Source organism: Aminobacter sp. AP02 (assembly GCF_003148805.1).
GTDB lineage: Bacteria > Pseudomonadota > Alphaproteobacteria > Rhizobiales > Rhizobiaceae > Aminobacter.
Genome location: NZ_QGGX01000016.1, coordinates 54,060 through 80,764, shown reverse-complemented (window position 1 = coordinate 80,764; position 26,705 = coordinate 54,060). Strand labels below are relative to the sequence as shown.

At 63.7% G+C, this 26,705-nt stretch carries 24 protein-coding genes and 1 riboswitch; of the genes, 13 read left to right on the top strand and 11 right to left on the bottom strand.

Annotated features, from left to right (window positions below; all coding sequences use genetic code 11):
• The first annotated feature begins 55 nt into the window (after positions 1-55).
• Entirely contained in the window at positions 56-1,036 is a 981-nt protein-coding gene (locus tag C8K44_RS19895) for a GlxA family transcriptional regulator (RefSeq protein WP_109577504.1), read from the top strand.
• Here the strand turns inward: C8K44_RS19895 and C8K44_RS19890 are convergent.
• The 3 genes from C8K44_RS19890 to xylA form a co-directional block, all read right to left on the bottom strand.
• Positions 1,033-1,824, bottom strand: a complete 792-nt coding sequence (locus tag C8K44_RS19890; protein ID WP_348626339.1) for a TIGR01458 family HAD-type hydrolase — start codon at positions 1,822-1,824, stop codon at positions 1,033-1,035. The two genes, C8K44_RS19895 and C8K44_RS19890, sit on opposite strands and share 4 nt — an antisense overlap.
• Before the next feature lie 29 nt (positions 1,825-1,853).
• Positions 1,854-2,084: a hypothetical protein gene (locus tag C8K44_RS19885; RefSeq protein ID WP_109577502.1), complete on the bottom strand. Its 231-nt coding sequence runs from the start codon at positions 2,082-2,084 to the stop codon at positions 1,854-1,856.
• Between the two features lie 102 nt (positions 2,085-2,186).
• Positions 2,187-3,497 (bottom strand): xylose isomerase, encoded by a 1,311-nt coding sequence (xylA, locus tag C8K44_RS19880; RefSeq protein WP_109577501.1) that lies wholly within the window; start codon positions 3,495-3,497, stop codon positions 2,187-2,189.
• A gap of 151 nt (positions 3,498-3,648) precedes the next feature.
• On the opposite strand from xylA, the gene C8K44_RS19875 reads away from it, so the two are divergent.
• Positions 3,649-4,008, top strand: a complete 360-nt coding sequence (locus C8K44_RS19875) for a nuclear transport factor 2 family protein (protein WP_109577500.1) — start codon at positions 3,649-3,651, stop codon at positions 4,006-4,008.
• A gap of 22 nt (positions 4,009-4,030) precedes the next feature.
• On the opposite strand, the gene xylB is transcribed toward C8K44_RS19875, so the two are convergent.
• The 3 genes from xylB to C8K44_RS19860 all read right to left on the bottom strand — a co-directional run bounded on the left by xylB (position 4,031) and on the right by C8K44_RS19860 (position 7,655).
• Positions 4,031-5,494, bottom strand: a complete 1,464-nt coding sequence (xylB, locus tag C8K44_RS19870) for a xylulokinase (protein ID WP_109577499.1) — start codon at positions 5,492-5,494, stop codon at positions 4,031-4,033.
• A 204-nt stretch (positions 5,495-5,698) separates the two neighbouring features.
• Positions 5,699-7,018 carry a tetratricopeptide repeat protein gene (locus C8K44_RS19865; protein WP_109577563.1) on the bottom strand — a complete coding sequence of 440 codons (1,320 nt, stop codon included), beginning with the start codon at positions 7,016-7,018 and terminating at the stop codon, positions 5,699-5,701.
• Positions 7,019-7,031: 13 nt separating this feature from the next.
• Entirely contained in the window at positions 7,032-7,655 is a 624-nt protein-coding gene (locus tag C8K44_RS19860; RefSeq protein WP_109577498.1) for a LysE family translocator, read from the bottom strand.
• Between the two features lie 174 nt (positions 7,656-7,829).
• Between C8K44_RS19860 and C8K44_RS19855 the strand changes: the two genes are divergently transcribed.
• From C8K44_RS19855 to C8K44_RS19845, 3 genes are all read left to right on the top strand, one after another.
• Positions 7,830-8,576 carry a L,D-transpeptidase gene (locus tag C8K44_RS19855; protein WP_245417566.1) on the top strand — a complete coding sequence of 249 codons (747 nt, stop codon included), beginning with the start codon at positions 7,830-7,832 and terminating at the stop codon, positions 8,574-8,576.
• A 107-nt stretch (positions 8,577-8,683) separates the two neighbouring features.
• The gene (locus C8K44_RS19850) at positions 8,684-9,850 is read left to right on the top strand and encodes a diphosphate--fructose-6-phosphate 1-phosphotransferase (protein WP_109577496.1); all 1,167 of its coding nucleotides are present in this window, start codon (positions 8,684-8,686) and stop codon (positions 9,848-9,850) included.
• A 50-nt stretch (positions 9,851-9,900) separates the two neighbouring features.
• Positions 9,901-10,572, top strand: a complete 672-nt coding sequence (locus tag C8K44_RS19845; protein WP_109577562.1) for an MBL fold metallo-hydrolase — start codon at positions 9,901-9,903, stop codon at positions 10,570-10,572.
• Positions 10,573-10,675: 103 nt separating this feature from the next.
• Here C8K44_RS19845 and C8K44_RS19840 read toward each other — a convergent pair whose 3' ends face one another.
• Positions 10,676-12,124 carry an aldehyde dehydrogenase family protein gene (locus tag C8K44_RS19840; RefSeq protein ID WP_109577561.1) on the bottom strand — a complete coding sequence of 483 codons (1,449 nt, stop codon included), beginning with the start codon at positions 12,122-12,124 and terminating at the stop codon, positions 10,676-10,678.
• Between the two features lie 216 nt (positions 12,125-12,340).
• On the opposite strand from C8K44_RS19840, the gene C8K44_RS19835 reads away from it, so the two are divergent.
• Positions 12,341-13,585, top strand: a complete 1,245-nt coding sequence (locus C8K44_RS19835; RefSeq protein ID WP_109577495.1) for a TCR/Tet family MFS transporter — start codon at positions 12,341-12,343, stop codon at positions 13,583-13,585.
• 6 nt (positions 13,586-13,591) lie between these two features.
• Here C8K44_RS19835 and C8K44_RS19830 read toward each other — a convergent pair whose 3' ends face one another.
• From C8K44_RS19830 to C8K44_RS19815, 4 genes are all read right to left on the bottom strand, one after another.
• Positions 13,592-14,602, bottom strand: a complete 1,011-nt coding sequence (locus tag C8K44_RS19830) for an LLM class flavin-dependent oxidoreductase (RefSeq protein WP_109577494.1) — start codon at positions 14,600-14,602, stop codon at positions 13,592-13,594.
• Positions 14,602-15,375, bottom strand: coding sequence for an ABC transporter ATP-binding protein (locus tag C8K44_RS19825; RefSeq protein ID WP_109577493.1), 774 nt, complete (start codon positions 15,373-15,375; stop codon positions 14,602-14,604). Before C8K44_RS19825 ends, C8K44_RS19830 begins: the two co-directional genes overlap by 1 nt.
• The gene (locus C8K44_RS19820) at positions 15,372-16,478 is read right to left on the bottom strand and encodes an iron ABC transporter permease (protein WP_109577492.1); all 1,107 of its coding nucleotides are present in this window, start codon (positions 16,476-16,478) and stop codon (positions 15,372-15,374) included. The genes C8K44_RS19825 and C8K44_RS19820 overlap by 4 nt, the downstream gene beginning before the upstream one ends.
• A 74-nt stretch (positions 16,479-16,552) precedes the next feature.
• Positions 16,553-17,596 carry an ABC transporter substrate-binding protein gene (locus tag C8K44_RS19815; protein WP_109577491.1) on the bottom strand — a complete coding sequence of 348 codons (1,044 nt, stop codon included), beginning with the start codon at positions 17,594-17,596 and terminating at the stop codon, positions 16,553-16,555.
• Between the two features lie 300 nt (positions 17,597-17,896).
• Positions 17,897-18,093, bottom strand: a riboswitch (cobalamin riboswitch).
• Positions 18,094-18,476: 383 nt separating this feature from the next.
• Here C8K44_RS19815 and C8K44_RS19810 point away from each other — a divergent pair.
• The 7 genes from C8K44_RS19810 to C8K44_RS19780 all read left to right on the top strand — a co-directional run bounded on the left by C8K44_RS19810 (position 18,477) and on the right by C8K44_RS19780 (position 26,694).
• Complete coding sequence (locus C8K44_RS19810; RefSeq protein ID WP_109577560.1) at positions 18,477-19,508, top strand: substrate-binding domain-containing protein; 1,032 nt, start codon at positions 18,477-18,479, stop codon at positions 19,506-19,508.
• A gap of 86 nt (positions 19,509-19,594) precedes the next feature.
• Complete coding sequence (locus tag C8K44_RS19805) at positions 19,595-21,133, top strand: sugar ABC transporter ATP-binding protein (protein ID WP_109577559.1); 1,539 nt, start codon at positions 19,595-19,597, stop codon at positions 21,131-21,133.
• 19 nt (positions 21,134-21,152) lie between these two features.
• Positions 21,153-22,136, top strand: a complete 984-nt coding sequence (locus C8K44_RS19800) for an ABC transporter permease (RefSeq protein WP_109577490.1) — start codon at positions 21,153-21,155, stop codon at positions 22,134-22,136.
• Positions 22,137-22,156: 20 nt separating this feature from the next.
• Entirely contained in the window at positions 22,157-23,137 is a 981-nt protein-coding gene (locus C8K44_RS19795) for a sugar-binding transcriptional regulator (protein WP_109577489.1), read from the top strand.
• Positions 23,134-24,129, top strand: coding sequence for an aldo/keto reductase (locus tag C8K44_RS19790; protein ID WP_109577488.1), 996 nt, complete (start codon positions 23,134-23,136; stop codon positions 24,127-24,129). Before C8K44_RS19795 ends, C8K44_RS19790 begins: the two co-directional genes overlap by 4 nt.
• Positions 24,130-24,148: 19 nt before the next feature.
• On the top strand, positions 24,149-25,861 hold the full coding sequence (locus C8K44_RS19785) for a glycerol-3-phosphate dehydrogenase/oxidase (protein WP_109577558.1): 1,713 nt from the start codon (positions 24,149-24,151) through the stop codon (positions 25,859-25,861).
• Positions 25,852-26,694: a class I fructose-bisphosphate aldolase gene (locus C8K44_RS19780; protein WP_109577487.1), complete on the top strand. Its 843-nt coding sequence runs from the start codon at positions 25,852-25,854 to the stop codon at positions 26,692-26,694. Before C8K44_RS19785 ends, C8K44_RS19780 begins: the two co-directional genes overlap by 10 nt.
• Positions 26,695-26,705 lie beyond the last annotated feature (11 nt).

Below are 26,705 nucleotides of genomic sequence, written 5' to 3'. Positions count from 1 at the left end.
CCGCCGTGAGCATGCCTGACTTGCAGAAGTCTGATTTGCATTTTACGAATCCAAAATGGCAAAAAGCGAAAAGCTGACAATCTTTCGCATCGAACGCGCACCGCTCAAGGTGACGATGCTGGTTTTCTCCGGTGCGTCGATCATGTGTGTGGCTTCGGCCATCGACCCGCTGCGCGCGGCCAACCGCATAGCCGGCGAGACGCTATTCGATTTCCGGCTGGTCTCGACGTCGGGCGAACCGGCAATCACCACATGCGGCTTGCCTGTGGCGGTTAGCGGTGCCTTCGATGCCGACGAGACAAGCGACGTGATCGTTGTGATCGCCGGTTTCGGCACGCAAGGCTACGCCACCTCGAAGCTGCTCGGCGGACTGCGGCGTGCGGCCCGCAACGCCCGTGCGGTGGGCGGCGTCGAAGCCGGCACCTGGCTCGTGGCCCGGGCGGGATTGCTCGAAGGCCGCTCCGCGACAACCCATTGGGAAGACATGGAGGATTTTTCCACCGCCTTTCCCGAAATCGACGTGCGGCCTGATCGCTACATCATCGACGGGCCCGTATTCACCTGCGGCGGTGCGGCGCCAACCTTCGACCTGATGCTGCATCTGGTGCGGTCGCGGCTCGGCATGGCGGTGGCTCTCGATGTCGCCAGCGTTTTCATCTACGACCAGTCGCGCGCGGCGACCGACTCCCAGCCGCTGGTTTCACTGGGGCGGCTCGACGGCTACGACCCGCGCCTCGCCCAGTCGATCCGCCTGATGGAAGCCCATGTCGACCAGCCGCTGACCATAGCCGCGATCGCCAGGCGCTCGGGCGTCACCTCGCGCACACTGGAAAGCATCTTTCGTGCCTCGATCGGCGAGACGCCTGGCGCCTATTATCTTCGCCTGCGCCTGAGTGCTGCGCGCCGTCTGGTGATCGACACCAAGGTCAGCATGGCCGAAGTCGCCGAGCGCACCGGCTTTTCCTCCGCGGCAGCCTTCTCGCGCAGCTTTTCCCGCGCCTTCGGAACCGCTCCGGTCAGGATGCGCCGGAGTTAGCCACGATGGTCAAGGATCCAGTCAACCGCTGCCGCCAGGTCGTTTACGATCGCAGTCGGATGCGGCGCGAACCGGCTTTCGTCGCCGGCGCGATACTTGCCGGTTCTCACCAGGAGGGCCGATCCGATGCCTGCGCGTAACGCCCCGGCCACATCGCTTTCCGCATCGTCGCCGACCATGACCGCCTGCCCCGGCGCGCAGTCCACACCGGACAATGCCGCATGGAAGAAGTCGCGCGACGGTTTGCCCAGCACCGTCGCCTGCTTGCCGGCAGCGAATTCGAGTGCCGCAACGAAGGCGCCCGCATCGAGGCTGAGCCCGCCATCGGCATCCTTGAAGGTGCGGTTGACCGCAAGCGCGAGAAACGCGGCGCCGTCGATAAGTTGCCGGAATGCAGCGTTCATGGCGGCATAGGTGAAGGCGTCGGCGGCATCGCCGACCACAACAGCCCTCCTGGCGCCGAACTTGTTGCCGGCGAATTCGGGCACGAGATCTGGATGCACCAGAAGGTCGGGCACGCAGCCCTCGCGAGTGAGCCAGTCGGCCGCGGCGCGCGCCGGCGTGAACAACTCATCGCGACCGACGGTAACGCCAAGGCCAGCCAGTTGCGCGACGATCGCCCGGTGCGGCGAGCGCGTCGTGTTGCTGACGAAGCGAACGGCCAGGCCTTGCGACCGCAATCGCTCCACAGCCTCTACCGCGCCTGGTATCGGCGTATCGCCGTCATAGACGACGCCCGAAAGATCGAGCAGCACCGCGCGTATCATCGCGCGAGCATGGCGGACCACGCTCCGCGCGTCAAACCACGCTATGGGTATCAGGCCGCATCGCGGCTGTCGTGGTCGATATGCGTCCGCATGCTCTGCGCCAGTACCGCTTCAAGGCGTGATGCGACCGCGCGGGTCCACTCGTCGGACAGCTCCGGCTCCAGCGGCGGCGGCAGCGCCATCAGCCTGTCGACGAACGAAACCGCCTCAGCCTTGTTCAGCAGGGCATCGATCGCAGGGTCATGTGTATCTTTGGTGAAAGTCTTTTGTTCCCGTCTCATGCGCCGTAAGTCACTGATTCGACGGGCGTCTTGAGGGCGAGAAAGAGGCAATACGACGGCAAGGGGGAACTGCTGATTCCCCCTCGCCGGCTGGTTGAGGCATCAGACGTAGCGGTTGACGACGTTCTCCAGATACTCCTGCCGGCCCGACTTCGGCTGCGGCTCGATCTTGTCCTTGATGACGCGGGCGGAGATGTCTTCCAGCGTGCGCTCGCCCGCCAGCATCGCCTTGGCTTCGGCCGAATTCCAGCCGGCATAGCGAGCGTCCAGCGGGCCCGACAGCGCCTTGTCCTCGATCATCTTCGCCGCCGCCTTGAGGCCGCGCGCGCAGGCATCCATGCCCCCGACATGAGCGATCAGCAGATCCTCGGGGTCGAGCGACTGGCGGCGCAGCTTGGCATCGAAATTGGTGCCGCCCGTCTTGAAGCCGCCGCCGAGCAAAACCTGATAATAGGCCAGCGCCATCTCAGGCACATTGTTGGGGAACTGGTCGGTATCCCAGCCCGACTGGTAGTCGTTGCGGTTCATGTCGATCGACCCGAAGATACCGAGCGCATTGGCGGTCGCCAGTTCGTGCTCGAAGGAGTGGCCGGCAAGGATGGCGTGACCCTGCTCGATATTGACCTTCACCTCGTTCTCCAGCCCGTACTTGCGGAGGAAGCCGTAGACGGTGGCGACGTCGTAGTCATACTGGTGCTTGGTCGGCTCCTGCGGCTTGGGCTCGATCAGGATCGTACCGGTGAATCCGATGCGGTGCTTGTAGTCGACGACCAGATTGAGGAAGCGGCCCATCTGGTCGAGTTCGCGGCCCATGTCGGTGTTGAGCAGCGTCTCGTAGCCCTCGCGGCCGCCCCACAGCACGTAGTTCTCGCCGTTCAGCCGCTTGGTGACGTCGATGCAGTGCTTCACCGTCGCTGCCGCGTAGGCGAAGACATCCGGATCGGGATTGGTGGCGGCACCTGCCATGAAGCGGCGGTTGGAGAACAGGTTCGCCGTTCCCCAAAGCAGCTTGACGCCGGTCTTGGCCATCTTGGCTTCGAAATAGTCCGCGATCTCGTCCAGGCGCTTGGCACTCTCGGAGAAGTTGGCACCCTCGGGCCGCACATCGGCGTCGTGGAAGCAGTAGTAGGGAACACCTAGCAGCGAAAACAGCTCGAAGGCGACGTCGGCCTTCAGCTTGGCGTTCTCCATCGTTTCCCCGAACCAGGGCCGTTCGAATGTCTGGCCGCCGAAAGGGTCGCCACCCGGCCATGCGAAGGTGTGCCAGTAGGCGACGGCAAATCGCAGATGATCTTCGAGGCGCTTGCCGAGCACCACCTCGTCGGCATTGTAGTGCCGGTAGGCCAGCGGGTTGGTGCTGCTGGGGCCTTCATATTTGACGGGCTTGATGTCGCCGAAATAGCCGGTGCTCATAGGGGAACTCCTTTCAGTGAGTGCCGATAATCGCCCATTCAGGGGCGGCGTGCGAAATTCCGAATTCGATTACCTCAGCGGTAATTGGTTCCAGTCGGGACTGCTGCGACAAGGATCGCGTCAACAAAGACCAACCCGACGGAGAGCAGAAATGACCGACCACAACGCCATCGCCGAAGCCTACATCGCAGCCTGGAACGAAACCGACGCCGGCGTCCGCAAGGCACGCATCGAGGCCGCCTTCACGTCCGGCATAACCTATCGCGACCCGATCATGCAGGGCGACGGCCATGGCGGAATCGACGCGCTGATAGCAGGCGTCCACAGCCAGTTCCCCGGCTTCCGCTTCACGCTCAAGGGCAAAGCCGACGGATTTGGCGATCATGTCCGCTTTTCCTGGGGCCTTGGTCCCGAAGGTGCCGAAGCAGTGATCGAAGGCTCCGATTTCGGCATCATCGAAAATGGCAGGTTGGGCCGGGTGACCGGCTTCCTCGACAAGGTGCCGGCATAGGCCGGCATCCCTTCCAATGGGCTCAGGCCGCATCATCTGTCGCGCCTTTGATGGCGGGGTAAAGCCTGCGATAGCGCCGATAGGCCTCATCATAGGCACCGGAGAGCGCCGTAACGGGCTCAATGGTTTCGGCGGTCATGGGCGGAGTGCAGACATCGTAGGGGTCGCCGCCCTCCGCCGCGATCAGGCCAAGGCGCGCAGCACCGAAAGCCGCGCCAAAGTCGCCGTCGGCCGGAATGTCGACGGGTACGCCCAACGCGGTGGCAATCGCCTTCAGCCAGTAGCGCGAGCGCGAGCCACCGCCGATTGCAGTGACGCGTTCCAGCTTGGTGCCAGCCTTGGCAAGCGCCTCAAGGCTGTCGCGGAAGGCGAAGGCCACGCCTTCGAGAACTGCTTGCGTTAGCCCGGCACGTTCGATTTCGTGGGCAAGACCGGTGAACGAACCACGGATCGCCGCATCATTGTAAGGCGTCCGCTCGCCAGAGAGATAAGGCAGGAAGCTGACACCGGAGGGCGCGCGCAGTTCGCCACCAAGCTCACCGGTCAGTTCGACGGCACTCTTGCCGGTGATGTTGCTCAGCCAGTTGAGCGAATCCGTCGCCGACAGGATCACGCCCATCTGGTGCCAGGCATTGGGCAGCGCGTGACAGAAGGTGTGTACGGCACTTTCAGGATTCGGCAGATACGCACCGTTGGCGGCAAACAGCACGCCTGACGTGCCGAGCGAAACGAAGGCGGAGCCGGGCCGGACAGTACCCATGCCGCAAGCCGAAGCGGCGTTGTCGCCTGCTCCGCCCGCGATCACGACTGAAGGTGCCATTCCCCATTTGGCCGCCAGTTCATCGCGCAATTGCCCGCCACGGTCGGTGCCTTCGACCAGCTGCGGCATATGACTTTCATCGAGATCGGTCGCGGCCAAAAGCTCCGGCGACCAGCGCCGCGCCGCAACGTCGAGCCATGCCGTGCCGGCCGAGTCCGACATTTCGGAGATATGCTCGCCGCTCAGCCAGAACCGGAGAAAGTCCTTTGGCAGGAGCACTTTGGCGACCTTGGCGAAGATCGCCGGCTCGTTGGCCTTCACCCAGGCGAGCTTGGGCGCGGTGAACCCGGGAAAGACGATATTGCCGGTGATCTTGCGGAAGCGCGGATCGGCGTCGAGCCTTGCGGCCTCGGCATGGCTGCGCGTGTCGTTCCACAAGATGCAGGGGCGCAACACATTGCCACCCGCGTCGAGCAGCGTCGCGCCATGCATCTGGCCCGACAGGCCGATGCCACGAACGGCAGCGAGTTCCCTGGGTTTAGCAACCTTGAGCTCGGCAATGGCGTCTTCAGTGGCGCGGATCCACTCGGCCGGGTCCTGCTCGGACCAGCCAGGATGCGGCCTCGAAACGTCGAGCGCGCCGTGGCCGGAGCCGATGACATTCTGGTCGGCGTCGATCAACAGCGCCTTGACGCCTGACGTGCCGAGATCGAGCCCGAGATACATGCCATTCCTCCCGAACGAGCGACGCGGACGCAATGCGCGCCCCTCCTCTCAATTCACTGGCAACGACCTGAAAACTGCAAGGCCATTGGCCCGTTCCTCCGACGGACGTCGCTTCTTAGCAAACATTCCGGTGCCGGGTCGATATTTATTTCGGAACTCGCAAAAAATAAATCCAGCCCCGTACCGTCGTCCTGCGATCTCGATCTAGCCATGGGCGAGAATTGCCGAGCGCTCGACGAACAGAGCCGATAGCGGGCTTGCCGGACGCGCATGATAGCGTTCGGTCGCAAGTCGCACCGCCAGTGCGTCGTCGCCCGAGCGCAATGCCGCCTCGATCAGCGTCAAGTCGATGACGTCGCGTTGGGCATGACTGCCGCCGAAGCGATGGGCAATGGCGCGCACCGGTTGGAGCAGCCGCACTGTCTCGCCATAGCACCCCTCGCCGAATGCCTTGATCGCCAGCGAAACCGGATGGCCGACGTCGCGCGTGAAGGTGGCATTGTCGTCGTCGCGGTCAATCGCCTCGCGCTGCACGTCGAGCAATTCACTGGCCGGCACTTGGAGCCCGGTGCCGACGAAGGCCATCATCGCATGCGCATCGTTGAAGGCGTAGTTGCCGGCGGTGGCTTTCGGCGCCCAGTTCGCTGCCAGGCTGGCCCAGCGGTCACCGACATCGACGCCCCCGAGATGCAGCCGCCAAAGGATTGCCGAGGCATCGACCATGTTGAGCGCCACGGTCGAGCGCGCCCCGTAGATAGGCCCGTCGAACAGTGCGAGCACCTCTTCGGTCTCGCCCAGATCGTAGTGAAACAGCGCCAGGTGCCACCAGTTGTGGACCTGGAGAAAGCTTTCCTTCGTCCAGGCATCGGTATTGGCGCGCATCCAGGCGATGCCGTCGCTCTGGCGGCTTTGCATCTCCATGACATGCGCCACCGCATGCTGGGCCCAGCCGTCGCGCGGCTCCAGGCCGACCGCCTCGCGTCCCAGCGCCTCGGCACGGGCATACTCGCCCATTTCCTCGAAGCCGAAGGCCTGCATGCCCAGGATCGCGTGATACCCCGGCATGGCGGCACTCCACGCCGGCAGCGCGCGGGCCACGCGGTCGCGCAGCATGCGCGCATCGCCGGTGAAGAAGTCGATCTGGTGGCCGGCCTGCAGCGCCAGCGCATCGCGGGGGTATTCGATGGTCAGTTCTGCAAGGACGCGGCCCGCGTCATGCCAATGGCCATTGGCGAGGCGGCCAAGAGCTTCGACATGGGCCTTTTCCCTCGGGGTCGCTGCCAGCCCCGCCGCCGTGGCGTGGCACTCTCGGGCCACGCCCATTGCCTCGCGCTCGGTCGAAAGGCCATAGAGCCAGCCTTTCAGCACATGCGCCATGACGAAATCGGGCTCGGCTGCAATCGCGGCATTGGCCGAGCCGACCGGATCTCCGACGAAGCGCTGCAGTTCGCTCACGCCGCGTTCGAAATGCACCAAGGCATCATCGCCAGTGCCTGAAAGCGCGAGACCGAGCCGATCCCTCACCACCGCATCAACCTCAGTGCCCGGTGCGAACTGCGGCGGCGGCAATACCGGCACCGACCAGCAAAGTGCCGCCGGTACGGTTGAAGATGCGGATGGCGCGTGGATTGGCGACCACGCTGCGGGCCCTCGCTGCGACCAGCGCATAACCGAAGGCATTGGCGAAGGCGAGCGTCAGGAAGGTCAGTTCGAAGACCAGCATCTGGGTCCAGAAATCGCCGTTGCGGTCGAGGAATTGCGGCAGGAAGGCGACGAAGAACGTGATGCTCTTGGGGTTAAGCGCGGTCACGATCCAGGCATGCGCCATCATCTTCGCTGCCGAGGCGGCATCCGTCCGCGGCTTGGCGTCAAGCGCCCCGCCGGCCCGGAAAAGCTTGACGCCGAGATAGATGAGGTAGGCGGCGCCGATCCACTTCAGAATGGTGAACACAGTAGCCGAAGCTGCAAGCAACGCGCCGATGCCGAGCATGGACAAGGTCATTGCGGTGAAATCGCCGAGCGCCACGCCAACCGCCATCGGCAGCGCCGTGCGCCAGCCTTGGCCGAGCGCGTAGGATACAACCAGCAGAATGGTCGGCCCCGGAATGACAAGCAGCACCGCGGACGCAGCGGCAAAGGCGGCCCAGCTTTCAAACGACATGCAAACTCTCCCTCGTTGGAAAAGGGATCAAGCTCCGCCGCCGTGCCGAAGTAAAGCCCTTAACGCAGCGCAGTCGGCATTCATGCTTTTTCAACCATGAATGGCGAAAATGCGAGCTATCCAGCCGGGCCAACCCGGTATCTGGCCGCCCCGCGTTTACAGTGGAATTGTGCCGTGTCGAAATCGCCTGCCCCCTCCAAGCTCGACCTGACTGATCGCGCCCCGAAACTCGCCTCGCGCCGCAACGTGCTTTTTGGCCTGGGGGCTGTCGGCCTCGTGGCCGGCTGCAGCCGCAGCATGGAGTTCGACATGCCGGCGATGGGGCTCGACACCACCACGACAGGCTCGATCCGGCCGCAGATCAGCGTCGACAAGCAGGTCACCCGTCCCGAACTGATGTATGCCTCCTTCACCGACGAAGGCTACCAGTTGCCCGAGATCCCGTTCGCCAAGGTCGATCCGAAGTTCCGCCGCCAGATCGTCGTCGATCCGACCGGTGAAGCGCCCGGAACAATCGTGGTGCGCTTGCAGGAGCGCTATCTCTACCTCGTGCAGCCGGGCGGCGACGCCATCCGCTACGGCGTCGGCATCGGCCGAGACGGCTTCTTGTGGAATGGCCGCGCCAACATCCAGTACGGCAAGAAGTGGCCGACATGGACGCCACCACGCGTAATGATCGCACGCAAGCCGGAACTCGTGAAGTGGGCCGGTGGCCAGCCCGGTGGCCTCGACAACCCGCTCGGCGCGCGTGCGCTCTACATCTACAAGGACGGCCAGGACACCGGTTATCGCGTCCACGGTTCGCCCGAATGGTGGACCATCGGACAGGCCATGTCGTCGGGTTGCGTGCGCATGATCAACCAGGACGTCATCGACCTGTACAGCCGCGTCAACGGCAAGACGCCCATCGTCGTCAGCTAACCGGCTGGCGCGAACTCCGGCTCCGGCCGAAGACCAAGAATCTCCCATTGCGTCCGCTCCCCTCAAGGGCGCATGTTCTAGAAAATGGCACCGGGAGGACACCATCCATGCCTTCTACATTCGTGATCGCGCAAGGCGGCGGACCCACCGCCGTGATCAACCAGACGATGGCGGGTGCCGTGCTCGAAATCCGCCGGCGCCATCCCAAGGCCCGCATTCTCGGCTCGCGCCACGGCGTGCGCGGCATTCGTGACGGCGACTATGTCGACCTGACCGATATCCCGGAAGAACAGCTTTTGCGTGTCGCCGCGACGCCCGGAGCAGCACTCGGCAGCACGCGCGACAAGCCCGACGCCGCCTATTGCGACGTCATCCTGGAAGGCCTGAAGAAAGCCGACGCGCAGGCCTTCATCTATATTGGCGGCAACGACACCGCCGGCACCCAGCAAATCCTGACCGACGCCGCCAAGGGCGCCATGGCCTTCGTGCACGCGCCCAAGACCATCGACAACGATCTCGAGGAAAACGACCACACGCCGGGCTTCATCTCCGCCGCCGAATTCGTCGCCGGCGCCTTTCTCAGCGTCGACCTCGATTTCCGCGCCTTGCCGGGCATTTATGTCGGCATCGTCATGGGCCGCCACGCCGGCTTCCTGACCGCCGCAGCCGCCGCCTGGCGCGACGACGACACCGACGGGCCGCACCTGATCTACGTGCCCGAGCGCGCCTTTTCGGTGCCGCGTTTCATCGATGAGGTGAAGGCCACCCTGGCGCGTCATCGCCGTTGCGTCGTCGCCGTCTCCGAAGGCGTCACTACCGCCGACGGCAAGGCGCTGGTCGAGAGCATCGTGCCCGCCGACAAGCTCGAACGCGACGCGCATGGCAACATCAAGCTGTCAGGCAGCGACCTGAGCCGCGCTTTCGAAAACGCACTGGCCGAAGGGCTGCCGGGCAAGCGCGCTCGCGTAGACGCGCTAGGCTACATGCCACGTGGCTATATCGGCGCGGTCAACGCGGTCGATGCGCAGGAAGCCTTCGACGCCGGCGTCTTCGCGATCGATGCGGCCGACAAGGGCGGTGGCTCGGTGGCGCTGAAGTATGAAGGCGGCAAGACGGTGCTCAAGCTCGTGCCGCTCGCCAATGTCGCTGGCAAGACCCGGCACATGCCCGATGATTTCATGCTGCCCGACGTCAATCATCTGTCGGAAAAGGGCATGGACTACCTAAGGCGACTGGTGCCGGGCCGCTTCAAGATCGGCAGGCCCTTCGTTTGAAGCCCCGTCCCGGCTGGTTTAGCAAGACCACCGTCGATGGTCGCACGACGATGCTGACCGAGCCCTTCGTCACCGACTACTGCCGCGCGAACATGTGGCTGGTGCGCGGGCGCGATCACGATCTGCTGGTCGACACCGGCATGGGCATCTGCCCGCTCGCGCCCGAAATTGAAACGACGCCCGGTAAGCCGCTGCTTGCAGTGGCAACGCACGTCCATCTCGACCATGTCGGCTCGCTGCATGAATTTTCCTGGCGCGCCGGCCCGCGCATCGAGGCGGAAGCCTTCGCAACCATGCCCGATGCTGCGACCTACGCTTACATGTTCCGCGATCTTCCAGGCGCGGTATCCGAGCTGCCCTATCCCGGTTGGAAATCGATGGACTACGCGATCGAACCCGCGCCGCTTCACCGCCTGCTCGATGAGGGCGACGTGATCGACCTTGGCGACAGGGCGTTCCATGTGCTGCATCTGCCAGGCCATTCGCCAGGCTCGATTGGCCTTTTTGACGGGCAGGACGGAACGCTGTTCAGCGGCGACGCCATCCACGGCGGTGTGCTCATCGACGACATGCCCGATTCCGACCGCATACCCTACTGCGCAACGATGCGACGGCTCCTGAAGTTGCCCGTGCGGGTCACCCATGGCGGCCATGCCGACAGCATCGACGGGCCAAGGATGCGTGAGATCGCTGAGGATTACCTGAGGCGGAACGAGGGATAGCAGCGTCGGCGCCTGGTCCCCTCACCGCGCGGAAACAGCCCCCTCTCCATCACGGCTCCACCGTGTCGGAGAGGGGCTTACTGCAACGGATTGGCGCAGAAGATCAGCCAAGCCCTTCCCCGAAGCCGCTGATCGCCTTGACCTCCAAGAAGTCCTCGAGCCCCCACTTGCCGCCTTCGCGACCGAGGCCCGACTGCTTGTAGCCGCCGAAGGGGCTGCCATAGGGACGGTCGGCACCGTTGATCTGCACCATGCCGGCACGCAGCCTGCGCGCCACGCGCTGGGCGCGCGCCTTGTCTCCCGACTGGACATAGGCCGACAGGCCGTAAGGCGTGTCGTTGGCAATCGCGATCGCCTCTTCCTCGGTCTCGAACGGGATCATCGCCAGCACCGGTCCGAACACCTCCTCGCGCGCAATGCGCATGCCGTTGTTGACGTCGGCAAAGACCGTTGGCCTGACATAATAGCCACGGTTGAAACCCTCGGGACGGCCAAGCCCGCCTGCAACGACGCGCGCGCCCTCCTTGATCGCAACATCGATCAAGCCCTGGACCTTGTCGAACTGCACGTCGGACGACAGCGGGCCGATATGATCCCCCACCTCGGCCGGATTGCCGACCTTGACGCCGGCAGCGTACTTCGCTGCGATGTCGACGGCCTTGTCGTAGACAGGCCGCTGCACCAGCATGCGTGTCGGCGCGTTGCAGGACTGGCCGGTGTTCTCGAAACAATGCGCCAGCCCGCGCGTCACCGCGTCGGCAAGGTCAACGTCGTCGAAGACGATGTTGGGCGACTTGCCGCCGAGCTCCAGCGCCACGCGCTTGACCGTCTCCGATGCCGCCTTGGTCACTGCCACGCCGGCCCTCGTCGAACCGGTGAACGACATCATGTCGATGCCGGGATGGCGCGACATGGCCTCGCCCACGGTCGGCCCGTCGCCATTGACCATGTTGAACACCCCGGCCGGGAAGCCTGCCTCTTCCATCATCTCGGCAAAGACGACCGAGGATATCGGCGCGATCTCGGATGGCTTGAGCACGACTGTACAGCCGGCGGCTAGCGCCGGCACCACCTTCAGCGTCACCTGGTTCATCGGCCAGTTCCACGGCGTGATCAGCCCGCAGACGCCAATCGGCTCGCGCACGATACGCTCCTGCGGATTTTGCTTGTTGAGCGGCTCCTCGAATTCGAAGCCCTTCAGCACCTCGATGAAGCTTTCGATATGGCCGGCGCCGCAAGCAGCCTGGGATTCGAGCGCGAGCTTCATCGGGGCGCCCATTTCCCACGAGATTGCATTGGCCATGTCGCGCATGCGTCCGTTGTAGGCGGCGAGCAGTTTTTCAAGCAGCGCCAGGCGCTCTTCGCGGCTGGTCACGCTCCATGCCGGAAAAGCGCGCTGTGCTGCCGCTACCGCCTTGTCGACATCCGCGGCCGAGCCCAGCGAGATGACGGCAAAGGGCTGCTCGTCAGCCGGGTTGATCACCTCGAGCTCCCTCGTCGCCGTCGGCGCGACCCATTTTCCGTCGATGAAGAAATTCGTCTTGCGCAGCATGGCGGGCTCCTTGTTCAGCGTCTTGTAGTACTTGGCGCGCGGCGCCCATGTCTTGAATCCGACCGTATTTGTAGGCCGACGGCCCCGGAGCGGGAAGGCTTGGGTCACTGCTTGCCTGCCTGTGACACAATGTCAGTAGGTTTTGGTAATATAGCCGATAGCGAGTGGATCGCATGCCGCCTTGTTTTATAAGGCTCTTCCACCGAGGCCAGCATCATGTCGATATCAGGTTCGCGTCGCCAGGCGGCGATCGCCTTCATTTTTGTCACCGCCGTTCTCGACATCGTGGCGATGGGCATCATCATTCCCGTTCTGCCTTCGCTGATCGAAGAGTTCGCCGGGTCGAACGCCGATGCCGGCTGGATCAACGGTGTCTTCGTCGCCCTCTGGGCCTTCATGCAGTTCGTCTGCTCGCCGATCATCGGCTCGCTTTCGGATCGCTATGGCCGCCGGCCGGTGATCCTTTTGTCTACCGCAGGCCTTGCCGCCGACTACGTGCTGATGGCGCTGGCGCCCAACCTGTGGTGGCTGGCGCTCGGGCGCATCGTTGCCGGCATAACCTCGTCGAGCTTCACCACCGTCTTTGCCTACATGGCCGACATCACCCCGCCGGAAGGTCGCGCCCGCGCCTATGGCCTCATCGGCGCTGCCTTCAGCGCCGGCTTTGTCGCTGGCCCGCTGATGGGCGGCTTCCTCGGCGAAATTTCGCCGCGCGCACCGTTCTGGGTCGCTGCGGCAATGAGCACGCTCGCCTTTCTCTATGGCGCCTTCGTGCTGCCGGAATCGCTGCCACGCGAAAAGCGCATGGAGTTCTCCTGGCGCCGGGCAAACCCTTTTGGCGCGATGATGCTGTTGCGCTCGCACCCCGAACTGACCGGGCTGGCCGCAGTGACCTTCCTGCTGCATTTCGCCCATCACGTCTTCTCGGCGGTATTCGTGCTTTATGCCGCCTACCGTTACAACTGGCACGCCTGGGAGGTCGGCACCTTGCTGGCATTGGTGGGCGTGCTCGACATGATCGTGCAGGGCCTGATCGTCGGCCCTGTCGTCAAGCGCTTCGGCGACCGCGCCACCATGGTGTTCGGCCTGTTCGGCGGTGCTGTCGGCATCGCCTGCATGGGCTGGGCGCCTACCGGCCTCTGGTTCACGCTGGCCATGATCCCCAACGCCTTGTGGGGCCTTGCCATGCCCACGACCCAGTCGCTGATGACCCAGCGTGTCTCGGAATCCGAGCAGGGCCAGTTGCAAGGCGCCAACATGAGCGTGGCCAGCATTGCCGGCGTCGCCTCGCCGCTGTTCTTCGGTGCGGTCTACGCCTGGACGCTGAGCGAAGGCACACCCATGCCTTACCCCGGCCTCGCCTTCTACCTCGCAGCGCTCGTGCTGCTTGCCGCGGCCTGTCTTGGCTGGGCGGTCGCGCGCAAGGCCGGCCGGGCCGACGAAGCCGAAAAGGCCGCCTGAGCAATTTCAGGCAGTTGCCACAGGGCGGCGCACCAGCACCGGCAGCACCTCACCGGCGAAGAGTTCCATGTCGGCGATGGCCGCCTGCATGTCCAAGATGCCATTGCCGTTGAAGACCAGCCGCACGGCTTCGATACCAGTGCTTTCGGCAAGCGCGTTCAATTGCGCGACGCAATCCTCGGGCGAGCCGGCGATAATCTGCCGGGACATGGCGGTCTGCCGGTCGGGCAACAATATCTGATCTGTCGGGCGCCCGGCAGCCCGCGCCGACTTCAGACGGCGTTCGTGCAGGCGCGGGATGAGCTCGTCGAGCTTGGCCATGGCGAGCGCAGTCGTTCGCGCGATGCAGACGTAGCGGGACAGCGACGAGGCCTGCAGTCTGCAGCCGTGGCCTTCCTCCTCGATGATTCCGCGATAGGTAGCGATCTGCGCCGCCTCCGGTGGATCGAGGCTAAGCAGCAGCGGCAATCCTTCACGCGCGGCAAAGCCCAGCGTGTCGCGCGAGGTTCCCGCGACATAGACAGGCACGCTCTCGTCGCCGAGCAATGGCCCCACTGGAATGTCCGATGCCGGCCAGCACGAACCTCCATTGATGATGGCACCTGTGGACCAGGCTTCGCTCATGATCCGGTAGGACTGCTCGAAGCGATCCCGGGTGGTTTCGGCGGCGATACCCAATGAATTGAGCGTCGCCGGATGCGTGCCGCGGCCAATGCCGAGATCGAAACGGCCAGCGCTCTGCCAGTGCAGTTGCGCAACCTCTTCAGCGAGCAGGTATGGATGATAGAGCGGCGTGACCACGATTGAGGTCCCCACCCGCAGGCGGCGCGTGCGGGCAAATATCGCCGACGCAAGCATCAGTGTCGATGGATAAGCCTGTGGCGGATTCTGGAAGTGAAACTCGTTGAACCAGATACCGTCAAAGCCCAGGCGGTCGATCTTTTCGCAAAGGCCAAGCATGAGCTCATGGCTATCTGTGCGGCTTGCCCGGGCAAACCCCGCAATGTCCAGCCGCATCAGGCCAACTCGTGCGGTGAGAACACGGGGACACCCCTTAAAAGGCCAACTTCGACATCCACACCATAGACCTTGCGAACGACTTCTTCCGTGAGCGTACTTTTCCAGTCGCCGTGGCTCACCACCACGCCCTTGTCGAGCAGCAGCAAGCTGTCTGAAAACCGGGCGGCAAGCGACAGGTCGTGTATTGCGACAAGGGCCGTCACGCCCCTCTCCCGGGCGATCTCGGCCACCACCCGAAGCGTGAAAAGCTGGTTGCCTATGTCCAGCGCACTTGTCGGTTCATCGAGCACCAGCACATCGGTTTCCTGCGCCAGGGCGCGTGCCAGCATCACCCGCTGGCGCTCGCCGCCGCTGAGTTCCGACATCGGGCGAAACGCGAAATCCTCAAGCCTCAACCTTGCCAGCATCTCCTCTACGAGGCTGAGGTCCTTACGGCTCGGGGTCGAACCCATATGTGGCGTGCGGCCGAGAAGGCAGGTCTCGAAAACAGTGGCCGGAAAACTGAGCGGCGACGATTGCGGCACATAGGCGATCCGGCGCGCGCGTAGTTTCGGCATCATTGTCCCGATATTGACGCCGTCCAGAAGCGTGCGGCCTGACGAGGGCGTGGAAAGCCCAAGCACGATCCGGATCAGTGTCGACTTGCCGGCACCGTTCGGCCCGATCAGGCCGAGAATGTCTCCCTTCTTCAGTTCGACGGAGACGTTGCGCAAAACCTGTCGCGCACCGTAGCCGAAGCAGACATTTTCGATCGAAAGGTGGGCGCTCATGAAAAATACTCCGAGCGGCGCGACAAGATGAGGTGGAGGAAAAGCGGTACGCCGACGAAGGCGACAACAATGCCTACGGGAATGACCGTTGGGCTGAAAACCATCCGCCCGACAGTGTCGGCGAGCAGCAGCAGGGCCGCACCGCAAATCGAGGCGAACGGTATGAGATAGCGGTGGTCGCTGCCGATGATCAGGCGTCCGACATGCGGTCCAATAAGGCCGACAAAACCGATGACCCCGGTGAAGCTGATGACGACGGCAGAAACCACCACCGAGAGAACGACGGCGAGACCTCGTAGCATCGCGACGTTGATGCCGAGCGACCGGGAAACATCGTCGCCGGCGCTCGTCAGCGCGTTGAACTGCCAGGCTTTGGCCTGGGCGAGCGGCAGAGCGACGAGCAGCGCAAGGCCGGCAACTACCACCGCGTCCCAACCGATGCCGTTGAGGCTGCCGAAGGTCCAGTGGACGACGCGCGCCAGTTGCTCCTGCGTGGCGACGAACTGCACGGCGGCTGTCATCGCGCTGAACAGGTACATCAGCGCAATGCCGGTGAGCACCATGGTCTGGGCGCCCATGCCGCGCAGCCAGGCCATGGAAAACACCAGGGCGGCACAGCCGAGCGCGAACAGGAAAGCGGTCAACGGCACGAAATACAGCCCGGCTGCGCTGAACCCGACGCCGAACATGATGGCGACCGAAGCGCCAAATGCCGCCGCCGATGAGACGCCGATCGTGTAGGGGCTGACCAGCGGATTGCGCGTGATCGCCTGCATCAGAACGCCGGCAAAGGCCAACGAACCGCCGGCGACGATCGCCATGACAACGCGCGGCAAGCGCAGATGGAGCAGCACCCGGGCCTGTTGGGGATCGGCGTTGGCTGGAACGAGGCCGAAGGAGATTTTCTCCACGACGACCGCGAGCAAGGTCGCCATGCCCGTTTGCGATATGCCCATGACAGCCACCGCCCCCGCCAGGACGAAAAGCCCTAGCAGAGACAACAAGACAATCGCCAGCCGCCAGCGCCCGGCTTGCAGGTATCGCCGAGCGGTGCCTTGCACGGCATGGCCATTTGGCACGCCGGCAGTTGTCGCGACTTCCATGGAGGCTCACCTCAGTTTTTGGTGCCGGGTACGCCGCCGCCGAAGATACAGGCAGCGGCGCGTCGATCGTCAGTTCACAGCGGTGCCTGGTAGGTCATGCGTCCTTCGAACGGCAGTCCCTGGAAGGTTTCGATCCATTCCTTCATCGCCGCTTCCGGGTCGACGTCGGCAAACAGCTCGGGGTAGAGCCATTTGGCGACCTGCAGGGCACCGGTGACCTTGGACGAGCCGCCGGCAAGGTAGTAGTTGATCAGGCGAACGTTGCCGGCCTGCCCCGCTGGCGTACCTGAAATCTCCTCGCGGGCGACGATGCCTTTCCAGCCTTCCACGAACTTGGCTTCGGGGATCGTCTGGTAGGAACCCGGCTGCAGCTTGATGACCAGATCCGGCTTGCGCGCGATGATCTCTTCAGGATCGATGGTGAAGCTGTTTTCGTTGCCGCGCGAAGACGGCTCCTTCTTGATATCGATATCGCCGAAGACATTGATGCCGCCGCCTGCCTCGATCATGTCGTGCCAGCCGGAGCCGGGTGTGACCGTCACCAGGTCACGAACCTCTTCAAGATAGATCTTCTTTCGCTCGACGCCCTTCAGGCGCTCCGCCAGTAGATCCATGTAACGCGTGTAGTAAGCGTTCAGCGCATCGGCCTTTTCCTTCTTGCCGAAAAGCTGCCCAAACAGCGTTACGTTCTGCACGTGCTGGAGCGTATCCCAGGCCGTGACCACCAGGACGGGAATGCCAAAAGCCTCGAGCTGGCGCGCCGCTTCCTCGTAGACGCCGTTGCGCGGAATGATCACCACATCGGGCTTGAGCGCCACGATCGCTTCATAGTTGGGCTGGGTCTGGCCCTGCCCGACGATGTCGCTCTCCTTGAACTGGGGCCAGTAGGCCGGGTCGCGCATCGTGCTCGCGTCAACGCCGACAACCTTGTCGATGGCACCGACAGCGCGGGCAAACTCGACGGCATAGCGGTTGAAGATGACCGCCCGATCGATCGGAAGCTCCAGCTCTACCTTGCGACCGGCATCGTCGGTGAAGGTTTCGGCCGCTGACGGCACGATACCTATCGCCGCCGCGACGGCCAGCACGAGCCAGAAGGCTAACTGTCTGATTTTCATGGTCTCTCCATATGTGATGTGGGTGCCGATAACCAGAAATCCCGAGGTCAGGGCGCGTCTGGGGGAGATCAGTTTCTCAACGGCTGCCGCGCCGACGAGGCGAATTGGCCAAGGCCGAGCACGCAGAAGGCGTCTCTGCTTTGGTCAGAAATCTTGTTGGGGAACCTGATCTTCCCAGCATCGCCGCGCATCCTGCCAAACCTCCACCTGCAAGGGACGAGGCTGCGGAAATGCGGCCCGACGAAAGCCGCATGCGGACTTTCGAACTGGGACCGTCACTCCTGTGGCACACCCCGACCACGGAATCTCACTCTGTCAGGCAGGTCTCCTGGCTCGCGGGTCGTAGCCCTATTCGCCCGTCTTCCCGGCACGTAAATGCCAGTGACATAGGGGCGATCGGCTCACCGCTTACAGTTGCGGGTCAGCTCCGGTTTCACACCGGATTCCCTCTTAGCTTCCACCCCTGGGGATGGAAGACCATGACGGCGGCAAACTATCGCCGTCAAAGCTGATGTCAAGTCGATATGTAAATCTCAAAAAATCTTGCAGCAGAAAAAGTTCTGAGCTTCACGAAACACTTCGAAATACCCAGCATTCGGCCTCACCGGCATGACGATCCGACTTCAATTGCTGATCGCTCGCAGATGGAGGCATCGACGCCGGCCTTCTGATCCACTTCGTCCCCTCGTCGTGACGGACCACCAGTTGACGTCCTGGCTGAAATATATTTCACTATATGAATTTTATTGACTCATGATTGTAAGCCTGTAATCTCCAGATCGTCGGCTTCGGGAGGAAGTTCGGCGGCAATCAATCCACATAGCGGCGCTTTGGGCGGCCGCGACGGTCATTGAGGATGGCTTCGGCCAAGGGAGGAAACTTGCGCAAATTTCTGAGCACGCTCGCAATCGCGGCGGCTGCGTCGACCTGTTTGGCTTCGACCCAGGCGCTTGCCGAAACCGCCAACCCGTTCAAGTGCGAGCCGGGTGAGAAATACGTCATGAACGTCATGGTCTCGGGCGTCGAATACTGGTTCCCGGTCTACGAGATGTTCAAGCAGGCCGGGCAGCAGTTCGGTTGCGAGACTGAATACACCGGCACGCCCGAATACGACGTCAACAAGCAGATCGCCACCTTTGACCAGGCGCTCGCGCAGAAGCCGGCCGGCATCCTTGTCCACCCGATGAACTCCGATCCGTTCATCGAGCCGATCAACCGCGCCATCGAGCAGGGCACCGCCGTCGTCACCTTCGCGGCAGACTCGCCCAACTCCAAGCGCGTCTCTTTCATCACTTCGGACAATCTCGCCGAAGGCACCTACGCCGCCGACGCGGTCGCCAAGGCGATGGACGGCAAGGGCGAGTATGCCGTGCTGGAAAACCCCGGCCAGGACAATCACGACAAGCGCATCTCGGCCTTCATCGCCCGCATGGAAGCCAAGTGGCCCGACATGAAGCTGGTCGGTCGCGCCGCCTCGAACCAGGACCCGACCAAGGCCTACCAGGCCGTGCTCTCCCTCGCCCAGGCGCATCCCGACCTCGGTGCCGTGTTCATGCCGGAAGCCAATTCGGCGATCGGTGCTGCCCAGGCAGCAAAGGAAGGCGGCGGCAAGATCAAGGTCATGCTGGCCGACGTCAACGCCAAGATCCTCGACATGATCAAGGCCGGCGAGATCTACGGCTCGGTCAACCCCAACCAGGGCATGCAGGGCTATATGGGCTTCATGCTCCTGTGGCTGGCCAAGCATCCCGAGCTCATCGACCCGATGAACGACACCAAGCGTTCGGGCGCCAACGGCATGAGCGTGCCCTTCGTCGACAACGGCTTTTCCATCGTGACTGCCGAAAACGCCGACGACTTCTATTGGGACAAGTATCTCAAGCGTCGTGGCACCAAGGGCATCGAAGAATAAGCTCGAACCCTGCCCTCGCGGCACAAACCCCGGAAGGGGGCATCATGTCCCCTTCCCATTCGCAGCGCCCATCGCAGGAGCATGGCGTGACCGAGACGCCCATTCTTGAAATACGCGGCCTGTCCAAGGCCTTCGGCCCGGTCAAGGCGCTGAGCGACGTGCGTTTCGAGCTCAAGCGCGGCGAAATCCATGCGCTGTGCGGCGAAAATGGTGCTGGCAAGTCGACGCTCATGAACATGATCGCCGGCGTGCTGCAGCCAGACCACGGTGAAATCCTGATCGATGGCACCCGCGTTTCGATCCCCTCGCCTTCGGCAGCCCAGCGCCTCGGTATCGCGCTCGTCCACCAGGAGATCGCGCTGTGCCAGGACGCGACGGTGGCCGAAAACATCTACATGGCGGCGATCAATGCCCGACGCGCGCCACTGATGAATTTCAACCGGCTCTATGCCGAAGCGCAGAAAGTCATGGACCTGCTCGCGCCCATTCCGGTGCGCACCAGGGTCGCCGACCTGTCCATTTCCAACCAGCAGCTCGTCGAGATCGCCAAGGCGCTGACGCTCGACTGCAAGGTGCTGATGCTCGACGAACCCACTGCAGCCCTGACCGAGAGCGAAGCGCAGCGGCTGTTTGCCATCGTCCGCGGCCTAAGGGATCGCGGCATTTCGGTGGTCTATATCAGCCATCGCATGGCCGAGATCTTTTCGCTCTGCGACCGCGTCACCGTCTTCCGCGACGGCCACTACGTCGCCACCGACCCCATCGCCCAGAGTTCACCCGACGACGTCGTGCGCAAGATGGTCGGCCGCGAGATCACCCAGCTCTATCCCGACAAGCTGGCGCCGCAGGAACCCGGTCGCCTGCTGCTCTCGGTCGAAGGCCTTTCGGACGGTGATCGCTTCAGCGGTGTCAATCTCGAGCTGCACGCCGGCGAAATCCTCGGCATCGGCGGCCTGATCGGGGCCGGCCGCAGCGAAATAGCGCAAACCATCTGCGGCCTGAGGCCAGCAGCGTCGGGCACAGTCACGCTCGACGGTAAGGCACTTCACATCCGCAGCTACAGCGATGCCGTCAAGGCCGGCCTCGTCTACCTCTCGGAAGACCGCAAGGGTTCGGGCGTGTTCCTCGACATGCCGATCGCGGCGAATGTCTCCGCACTCGACCTCGGCAAGCTGACCGGTTCGCTCGGCATGCTCGACCGCAAGGCGGAGGACCGCCAGGCGAGCGACCTCACCAGGCAGCTCGGCGTGCGTATGGCCGGCATCGACGCGAGGGTGTCGACGCTCAGCGGCGGCAACCAGCAGAAGGTGGCGATCGCCAAGCAGCTCTCGATCGACCCGAAAGTCATCATCATGGACGAGCCGACGCGCGGCATCGACGTCGGCGCCAAGGTCGAGATCCATCGCCTGCTGCGCCAGCTTGCCGCCAAAAGCACGGGCATCATCGTCATCTCGTCGGAGCTGCCGGAACTGATCGGCCTGTGCGACCGCGTCATGGTGGTGCGCGAAGGCAAGATCGCCGGTGAACTCGGCGCCGACGAGCTTGGCGAGGAAGCCATCATCATGCTCGCCTCGGGCGTCCGGAATTCTTCAAATCAAGAAAAGCAGGCCCAAAATGTCGCCTAGGGAAGCGGGAGAAACCCTGATGCATGCCGAAATCAAGGCGGATGGCGCGCGGCGCATCAACTTCGCCCGTCTCGCCTCGATGCGCGAAGCCGGCCTGATCGTCATCATCCTGGCACTGTGCATAGCCATGAGCTTCGCCTCGCCGCATTTCCTGACATGGGGCAATTTCCGCGCCATGCTGATGAGCTTCTCGATCGAGGGCATCGTCGTCGTCGGCATGACCATCCTGCTCATCGTCGGCGGCATCGATCTATCGGTCGGCTCGGTGGTGTGCTTCTCGATGGTGGTCTCGGGCGCTCTGTTCTTGGCCGGGCTCGACCCTTGGACCGCGAGCCTGATCGGTATCGGCGTCAGCGCCCTGATCGGCGCTGCCATGGGCTTCTTCGTCACCGTGGTCGGGCTCAACCACTTCATCACCTCGCTTGCCGCGATGGTCATCGTGCGCGGCCTGTGCCTGGTCATCACCAAGGGCACGCCGCTGTCGTTGTTCACTCTGCCGCCGGCCTTCAAGGCGGTCGGCCAGGGCAGCTTCCATGGCCTGCCCTATGTCATCATCATCTTCGTCGTCGTGGTTGCGATCTTCGACTTCCTGCTGCGCCGCGCCACCGCCTTCCGCAAGGTGTTCTACACCGGCTCCAACGAGAAGGCGGCGCAGTTCTCGGGCATCAAGACCAAGCAGGTGAAGTTCTGGGTGACGGTGCTGTGCTCGACCCTCGCTGGCTTTGCCGGCGTCATCTACATGGCGAGATTTGGAGCCGCGACGCCCACCTTCGGCGCCGGCATGGAGCTCAACATCATCGCGGCTGCCGTGATCGGCGGCGCCTCGCTCAATGGCGGCTCCGGCACCATCTTCGGCGCCATCCTCGGCATGGCCCTGCTCTCGGTGGTCACCAGTTCGCTGATCCTGCTCGACGTGTCTGTTTACTGGCAGGACATGATCAAGGGTTGCATACTGCTTGCCGCCGTCTCCATCGACCACTTCCTGCACCGCAAGAAGTCCTGAGCATAAGACGAGACAACATCATGGCACCCCCGAACACCCGCGACGACATTGCGACCGTCCGCCAGATGCATCAGGCCCTTGTGCTCCATTATGTCGAGGGCAAGACCCAGGCCGAGATCGCAAGGGAACTTGGCATCTCGCACGCCACCGTCAACCGCCTGATCAAGCGCGGCCACCAGCTCGGCCTCGTCGAGATCAAGATCAAGTCGCCGATCGACCATCTCGTCGACATCGAGACGCGTCTCGTCGCACTCGGCGGCATCGAGCGCGCCGTCGTCGTGCCTTCGGTGTCGGACAATCCGCAGACCGCCTTGCAGCGGGTCGGCGAAGCGGCAGCCCGCTTGCTGCTCGATACCATCAAGGACGGCGACACCATTTCGATCACCGGCGGCAAGGGCGTCAGCGCGCTTGTCGCAGGGTTGAGGCCTGATCGCCGCTACGACGTCGAGGTCATCCCGGCGACCGGCCTGGTCCAGGGCAAGCACTACACCGACGTCAACCACGTCGCATCGCTGATGGCCGACAAGCTCGGCGGCCGCGCCTACCAGGTGCATGCGCCGCTGTTTGCCGACACGCCCGAGCAGCGCGAAATGCTGATGGGCGTACGCTCGGTCGCCGACGTCTTCCGCAAGGCGCGCGAGGCCGATGTCGCGGTTGTCGGCATCGGTTCGATCCTGAGCGACGACTCCAGCTATTATGACCTGCATCCCTCATCGAGCGCCGACCGCCGGGCCATCGAGCAGTCAGGCGCCTCGGGCGAATTGCTCGCCCACTTGATCGACCGCAACGGCAAGCTTTGCAGCTACGCGCTTAACCGCTCGCTGGTGTCGCTGACGCTCGACGAATTCGCCACCATCCCGCGTTCGATCGGCATCGCCAGCGGCCCGAGCAAGGCAGCACCGATCCTGAGTGCGATGCGCGGCAACCATCTCGACACCATCGTCACCGACGAGGCGACCAGCCTCCAGATTTTCGACCTTGCCGAACAGGAGGCAGCATGAGCTCCCGACACATCCAACGCTTAATCGGCCGTTCCGGCGTCTCCGCATCGGCCGTAGGCCTCGGCACCTGGGCGATAGGCGGATGGATGTGGGGCGGCACCGACGAGCAGGCCTCCATCCGAGCCATCGAAGCTTCCATCGAGGCAGGCGTCAGCCTGATCGACACAGCTCCCGCCTACGGCCTTGGCCGCAGCGAGGAGATTGTCGGCAAGGCGATCAAGGGCAAGCGTGACAAGGTGGTGATTGCCACCAAATGCGGGCTCAATTGGCACTCCGGCAAAGGCAACCACTTCTTCGACCAGGATGGCAAGCCAGTGCACCGCTATCTCGGCGCCGACGGCATCGCCCATGAGATCGAGCAGAGCCTGCGCCGCCTCGGCACCGACTACATCGACCTCTACATCACCCACTGGCAGGACCCGACGACGCCGATCGCCGACACCATGGCAGCGCTCGAAAAGCTCAAGGCGGAAGGGAAAATCCGTGCCATCGGCGCTTCCAACGTCAGCACCGATGACCTCGAGCAATATGTCGCCGCTGGCCAGATCGATGCGATCCAGGAACGCTATTCGATGATCGATCGATCGATCGAGGCGAGCCTTTTGCGGATCACCCGCCGCAACGAGGTCGCGACGCTCAGCTATTCGTCGCTGGCGCTCGGCCTGCTGACCGGGATGATCGACCCGTCGCGCGAATTCACCGGCGACGACCAGCGCAAGGGCAACCCGCGCTTCTCGTCCGCCAATCGGCAGAAGGTGGCGAACCTGAAGCAGGCCATCGCCCCTGTCGCCGAACGGCACAAGGCGTCGATGGCCCAGGTCGTCATCGCCTGGACGCTGGCGCAGCCCGGCATCACCTTCGCGCTTTGCGGCGCACGCAACGCCCAGCAGGCGCTCGACAATGCCCGTGCCGGCGAGATCACCCTTGGTACGGACGAACTGACAACCATCGACACGGCAATCGCCACGCATCTCACCTCCATGGATGCCTGAGCGAAAAGGCATAGCCCACATGAACCGCAACGACACACTCGCCGCTCTGCGAGAGCGGCCCGATATTGCCGTGCTCGTGATAGGAGGCGGCATCAACGGCATCTCGGTGTTCCGCGAGCTTGCCCTGCAAGGCGTCGACGTCCTGCTGGTCGACAAGGGCGACTATTGCTCAGGCGCGAGTGCTGCCTTGTCGCGCATGGTGCATGGTGGCCTGCGCTATCTCGAAAACGGCGAGTTCAAGCTGGTGCGCGAGTCGCTGGTCGAACGCGACCGCCTGCTCAAGAACGCGCCGCATTACGTCGCGCCGCTGCCGACCACGGTGCCGATCTTCGACACCTTCTCCGGCATCGCCAATGGTGCTGTCCGTTTCCTCGGCCTGACACGGCGGCCGAGCCGGCGCGGCGCGCTGGTGATCAAGGCGGGGCTCACCATGTACGACCTGTTCACCAGGGCGAGGCGGCTGATGCCGACGCACCGCTTCAGGGGGCGCGCCGAAACCTTGAAGACATGGCCTGCGATCAACCCCGATATCCGTAGCTCCGCCACCTATTACGACGCCTGGGTCAGCCGGCCCGAGCGCCTCGGCCTGGAAATGCTGTTCGACGCCATCGCATCTGGCCACACCGCGCGCGCCCTGAACTACACTGCCGTCGCGGCATCGGACGACGGCCTTGCCCTCACCGACACGTTAACCGGCGAGGCGCTACCGGTCCGTCCGAAGCTGATCATCAACGCCACCGGCGGCTGGATCGACCTGACCAACAAGGCGATCGGCGCCGATGCGCCTCGCATGATGGGCGGCACCAAGGGCTCGCACCTCATCGTCGACAATGCCGAGCTCCACGACGCGCTCGGCGGCCACATGGTCTATTACGAGAACGAGGACGGCCGCATCTGCATCCTGTTTCCCTATCTCGGCAAGGTGCTGATCGGCTCGACCGACATCCGCGTCGACGACCCCGACCAGGTCCGCTGCGAGGACGACGAACGTAGCTACATCCTGCAATCGCTCGCCTTCGTGTTCCCCTCTATCGTGATCGCCGACGACGAGATCGTCTTCCGCTTCGCCGGCGTGCGCCCCTTGCCCGCCAGCGATGACAGCTTCACCGGGCGTATCCCGCGCGACCATTTCTGCGAATTCGTCGAAGCGAGCGGCAATCTGCCGGCCACGCTCTGCATGATCGGCGGCAAATGGACGACCTTCCGTTCTTTTGGCGAGATGGCCGCCGATATGGCGCTGGAACGGCTTGGCATGAAGCGGAACAAAAGCACCGAGGACCTCGCCATCGGCGGCGGCAGGAATTTTCCCGCCGATCCGGCAATCTGGTGCACCGCGCTCGCGACGAAACACCGCCTTGCGGTCGAACGTGCGCAACAGCTTTTCGAGCGCTACGGCACCTCGGCTGTGGATTTCGCCGTACCCCTCGCAGCGGACGAGATGCTGCCGCAGTCGGACTATTCCTCCGGCGAAATCCGCCGCATCATCGAGCGCGAGCAGGTCGAGTCCCTGGCCGACATCTTCCTGCGCCGCACCACCATCGCCATCTCGGGCGGCCTCAACCTCGCTCTCATCGACGCCGTCCTCGACATCCTCGCTGCCAGCAAAGGCTGGGACGCAGCGCAGGCCGCCGCCGAGCGCAGCGCCTTCCTCGGCTTGCTCGCCCACCAGCACGGCATCGACCTTTCAGACCTCTCCCAGACGAACGACAAAAGGAGCGCCCTATGCGCATGAACCACAAAGTCCGCATGAACCGGCTCTTCGGCGGTGGCCGCTGCCTCGACGTCGCTGTCGACCATGGTGTCTGCAACGAGCCGAGCTTCCTCAACGGGCTGGAGGACATGGCGGGCGTCGTCGGCCAGCTGGTCAAGGCCCGTCCGGATGCAATCCAGATGAACTACGGCCAGGCCGACCTGCTGCAGGCGGTGCCGGGCAAGGACAAGCCGGCGCTGGTCATGCGCATCGACATGGGCAATCCCTACAACAAGGTCCGCCACCGCTCGATGTGGGCGGTGCTGCAGAACGAGGCCGAGCCGCTGCTCGGCGCCATCGAGATGGATGCGGCCTGCGTCGTCGTCAACCTGTTCATGCTGCCCGACGAACCCGACCTGTTCCGGCAATGCGTCCAGAACATCGCGCGTGTCCGCGCCGATTGCGAAAAATACGGCCTGCCGCTGATGATCGAGCCGCTGGCCATGCTGCCGGTCGACCAGCACGGCGGCTACATGGTCGACGGCGATGCCGAAAAGATCGTGACGCTGACGCGGCTGGCGCGCGAGATGGGCGCCGACATCATCAAGGCCGACCCGACGACCGATCCCAACGACTTCCACCGCGTCGTCGAGGCGGCGCGCTGCCCGGTGCTGGTACGTGGCGGCGGCAAGGAGGACCTGCGCGCCGTGTTCGACAAGTCGGCTGCGCTGATGGCACAGGGCGCGATGGGGATGGTCTATGGCCGCAATATCTACCAGCATGCCAATCCGAGCGCTGTCGTGCGCGGGCTGATGGCGATCATCCACGACGGCGCGGATGGCGCGACGGCCTTCGACCTGTACAAGCAGGCCTGAGCAGCGGCATC

Coding starts and splice junctions, on each gene's coding strand:
- xylA (WP_109577501.1), bottom strand. CDS start 3,497: ATGAGCACCGGCTATTTCGGCGACATCAAGCCCGTCAAATATGAAGGC.
- C8K44_RS19830 (WP_109577494.1), bottom strand. CDS start 14,602: ATGCGGCTGGACATTGCGGGGTTTGCCCGGGCAAGCCGCACAGATAGC.
- C8K44_RS19875 (WP_109577500.1), top strand. CDS start 3,649: ATGACCGACCACAACGCCATCGCCGAAGCCTACATCGCAGCCTGGAAC.
- C8K44_RS19895 (WP_109577504.1), top strand. CDS start 56: ATGGCAAAAAGCGAAAAGCTGACAATCTTTCGCATCGAACGCGCACCG.
- C8K44_RS19785 (WP_109577558.1), top strand. CDS start 24,149: ATGAACCGCAACGACACACTCGCCGCTCTGCGAGAGCGGCCCGATATT.
- C8K44_RS19820 (WP_109577492.1), bottom strand. CDS start 16,478: ATGGAAGTCGCGACAACTGCCGGCGTGCCAAATGGCCATGCCGTGCAA.
- C8K44_RS19800 (WP_109577490.1), top strand. CDS start 21,153: ATGCATGCCGAAATCAAGGCGGATGGCGCGCGGCGCATCAACTTCGCC.
- C8K44_RS19795 (WP_109577489.1), top strand. CDS start 22,157: ATGGCACCCCCGAACACCCGCGACGACATTGCGACCGTCCGCCAGATG.
- C8K44_RS19860 (WP_109577498.1), bottom strand. CDS start 7,655: ATGTCGTTTGAAAGCTGGGCCGCCTTTGCCGCTGCGTCCGCGGTGCTG.
- C8K44_RS19850 (WP_109577496.1), top strand. CDS start 8,684: ATGCCTTCTACATTCGTGATCGCGCAAGGCGGCGGACCCACCGCCGTG.
- C8K44_RS19885 (WP_109577502.1), bottom strand. CDS start 2,084: ATGAGACGGGAACAAAAGACTTTCACCAAAGATACACATGACCCTGCG.
- C8K44_RS19840 (WP_109577561.1), bottom strand. CDS start 12,124: ATGCTGCGCAAGACGAATTTCTTCATCGACGGAAAATGGGTCGCGCCG.
- C8K44_RS19825 (WP_109577493.1), bottom strand. CDS start 15,375: ATGAGCGCCCACCTTTCGATCGAAAATGTCTGCTTCGGCTACGGTGCG.
- C8K44_RS19835 (WP_109577495.1), top strand. CDS start 12,341: ATGTCGATATCAGGTTCGCGTCGCCAGGCGGCGATCGCCTTCATTTTT.
- xylB (WP_109577499.1), bottom strand. CDS start 5,494: ATGTATCTCGGGCTCGATCTCGGCACGTCAGGCGTCAAGGCGCTGTTG.
- C8K44_RS19815 (WP_109577491.1), bottom strand. CDS start 17,596: ATGAAAATCAGACAGTTAGCCTTCTGGCTCGTGCTGGCCGTCGCGGCG.
- C8K44_RS19780 (WP_109577487.1), top strand. CDS start 25,852: ATGCGCATGAACCACAAAGTCCGCATGAACCGGCTCTTCGGCGGTGGC.
- C8K44_RS19790 (WP_109577488.1), top strand. CDS start 23,134: ATGAGCTCCCGACACATCCAACGCTTAATCGGCCGTTCCGGCGTCTCC.
- C8K44_RS19845 (WP_109577562.1), top strand. CDS start 9,901: ATGCTGACCGAGCCCTTCGTCACCGACTACTGCCGCGCGAACATGTGG.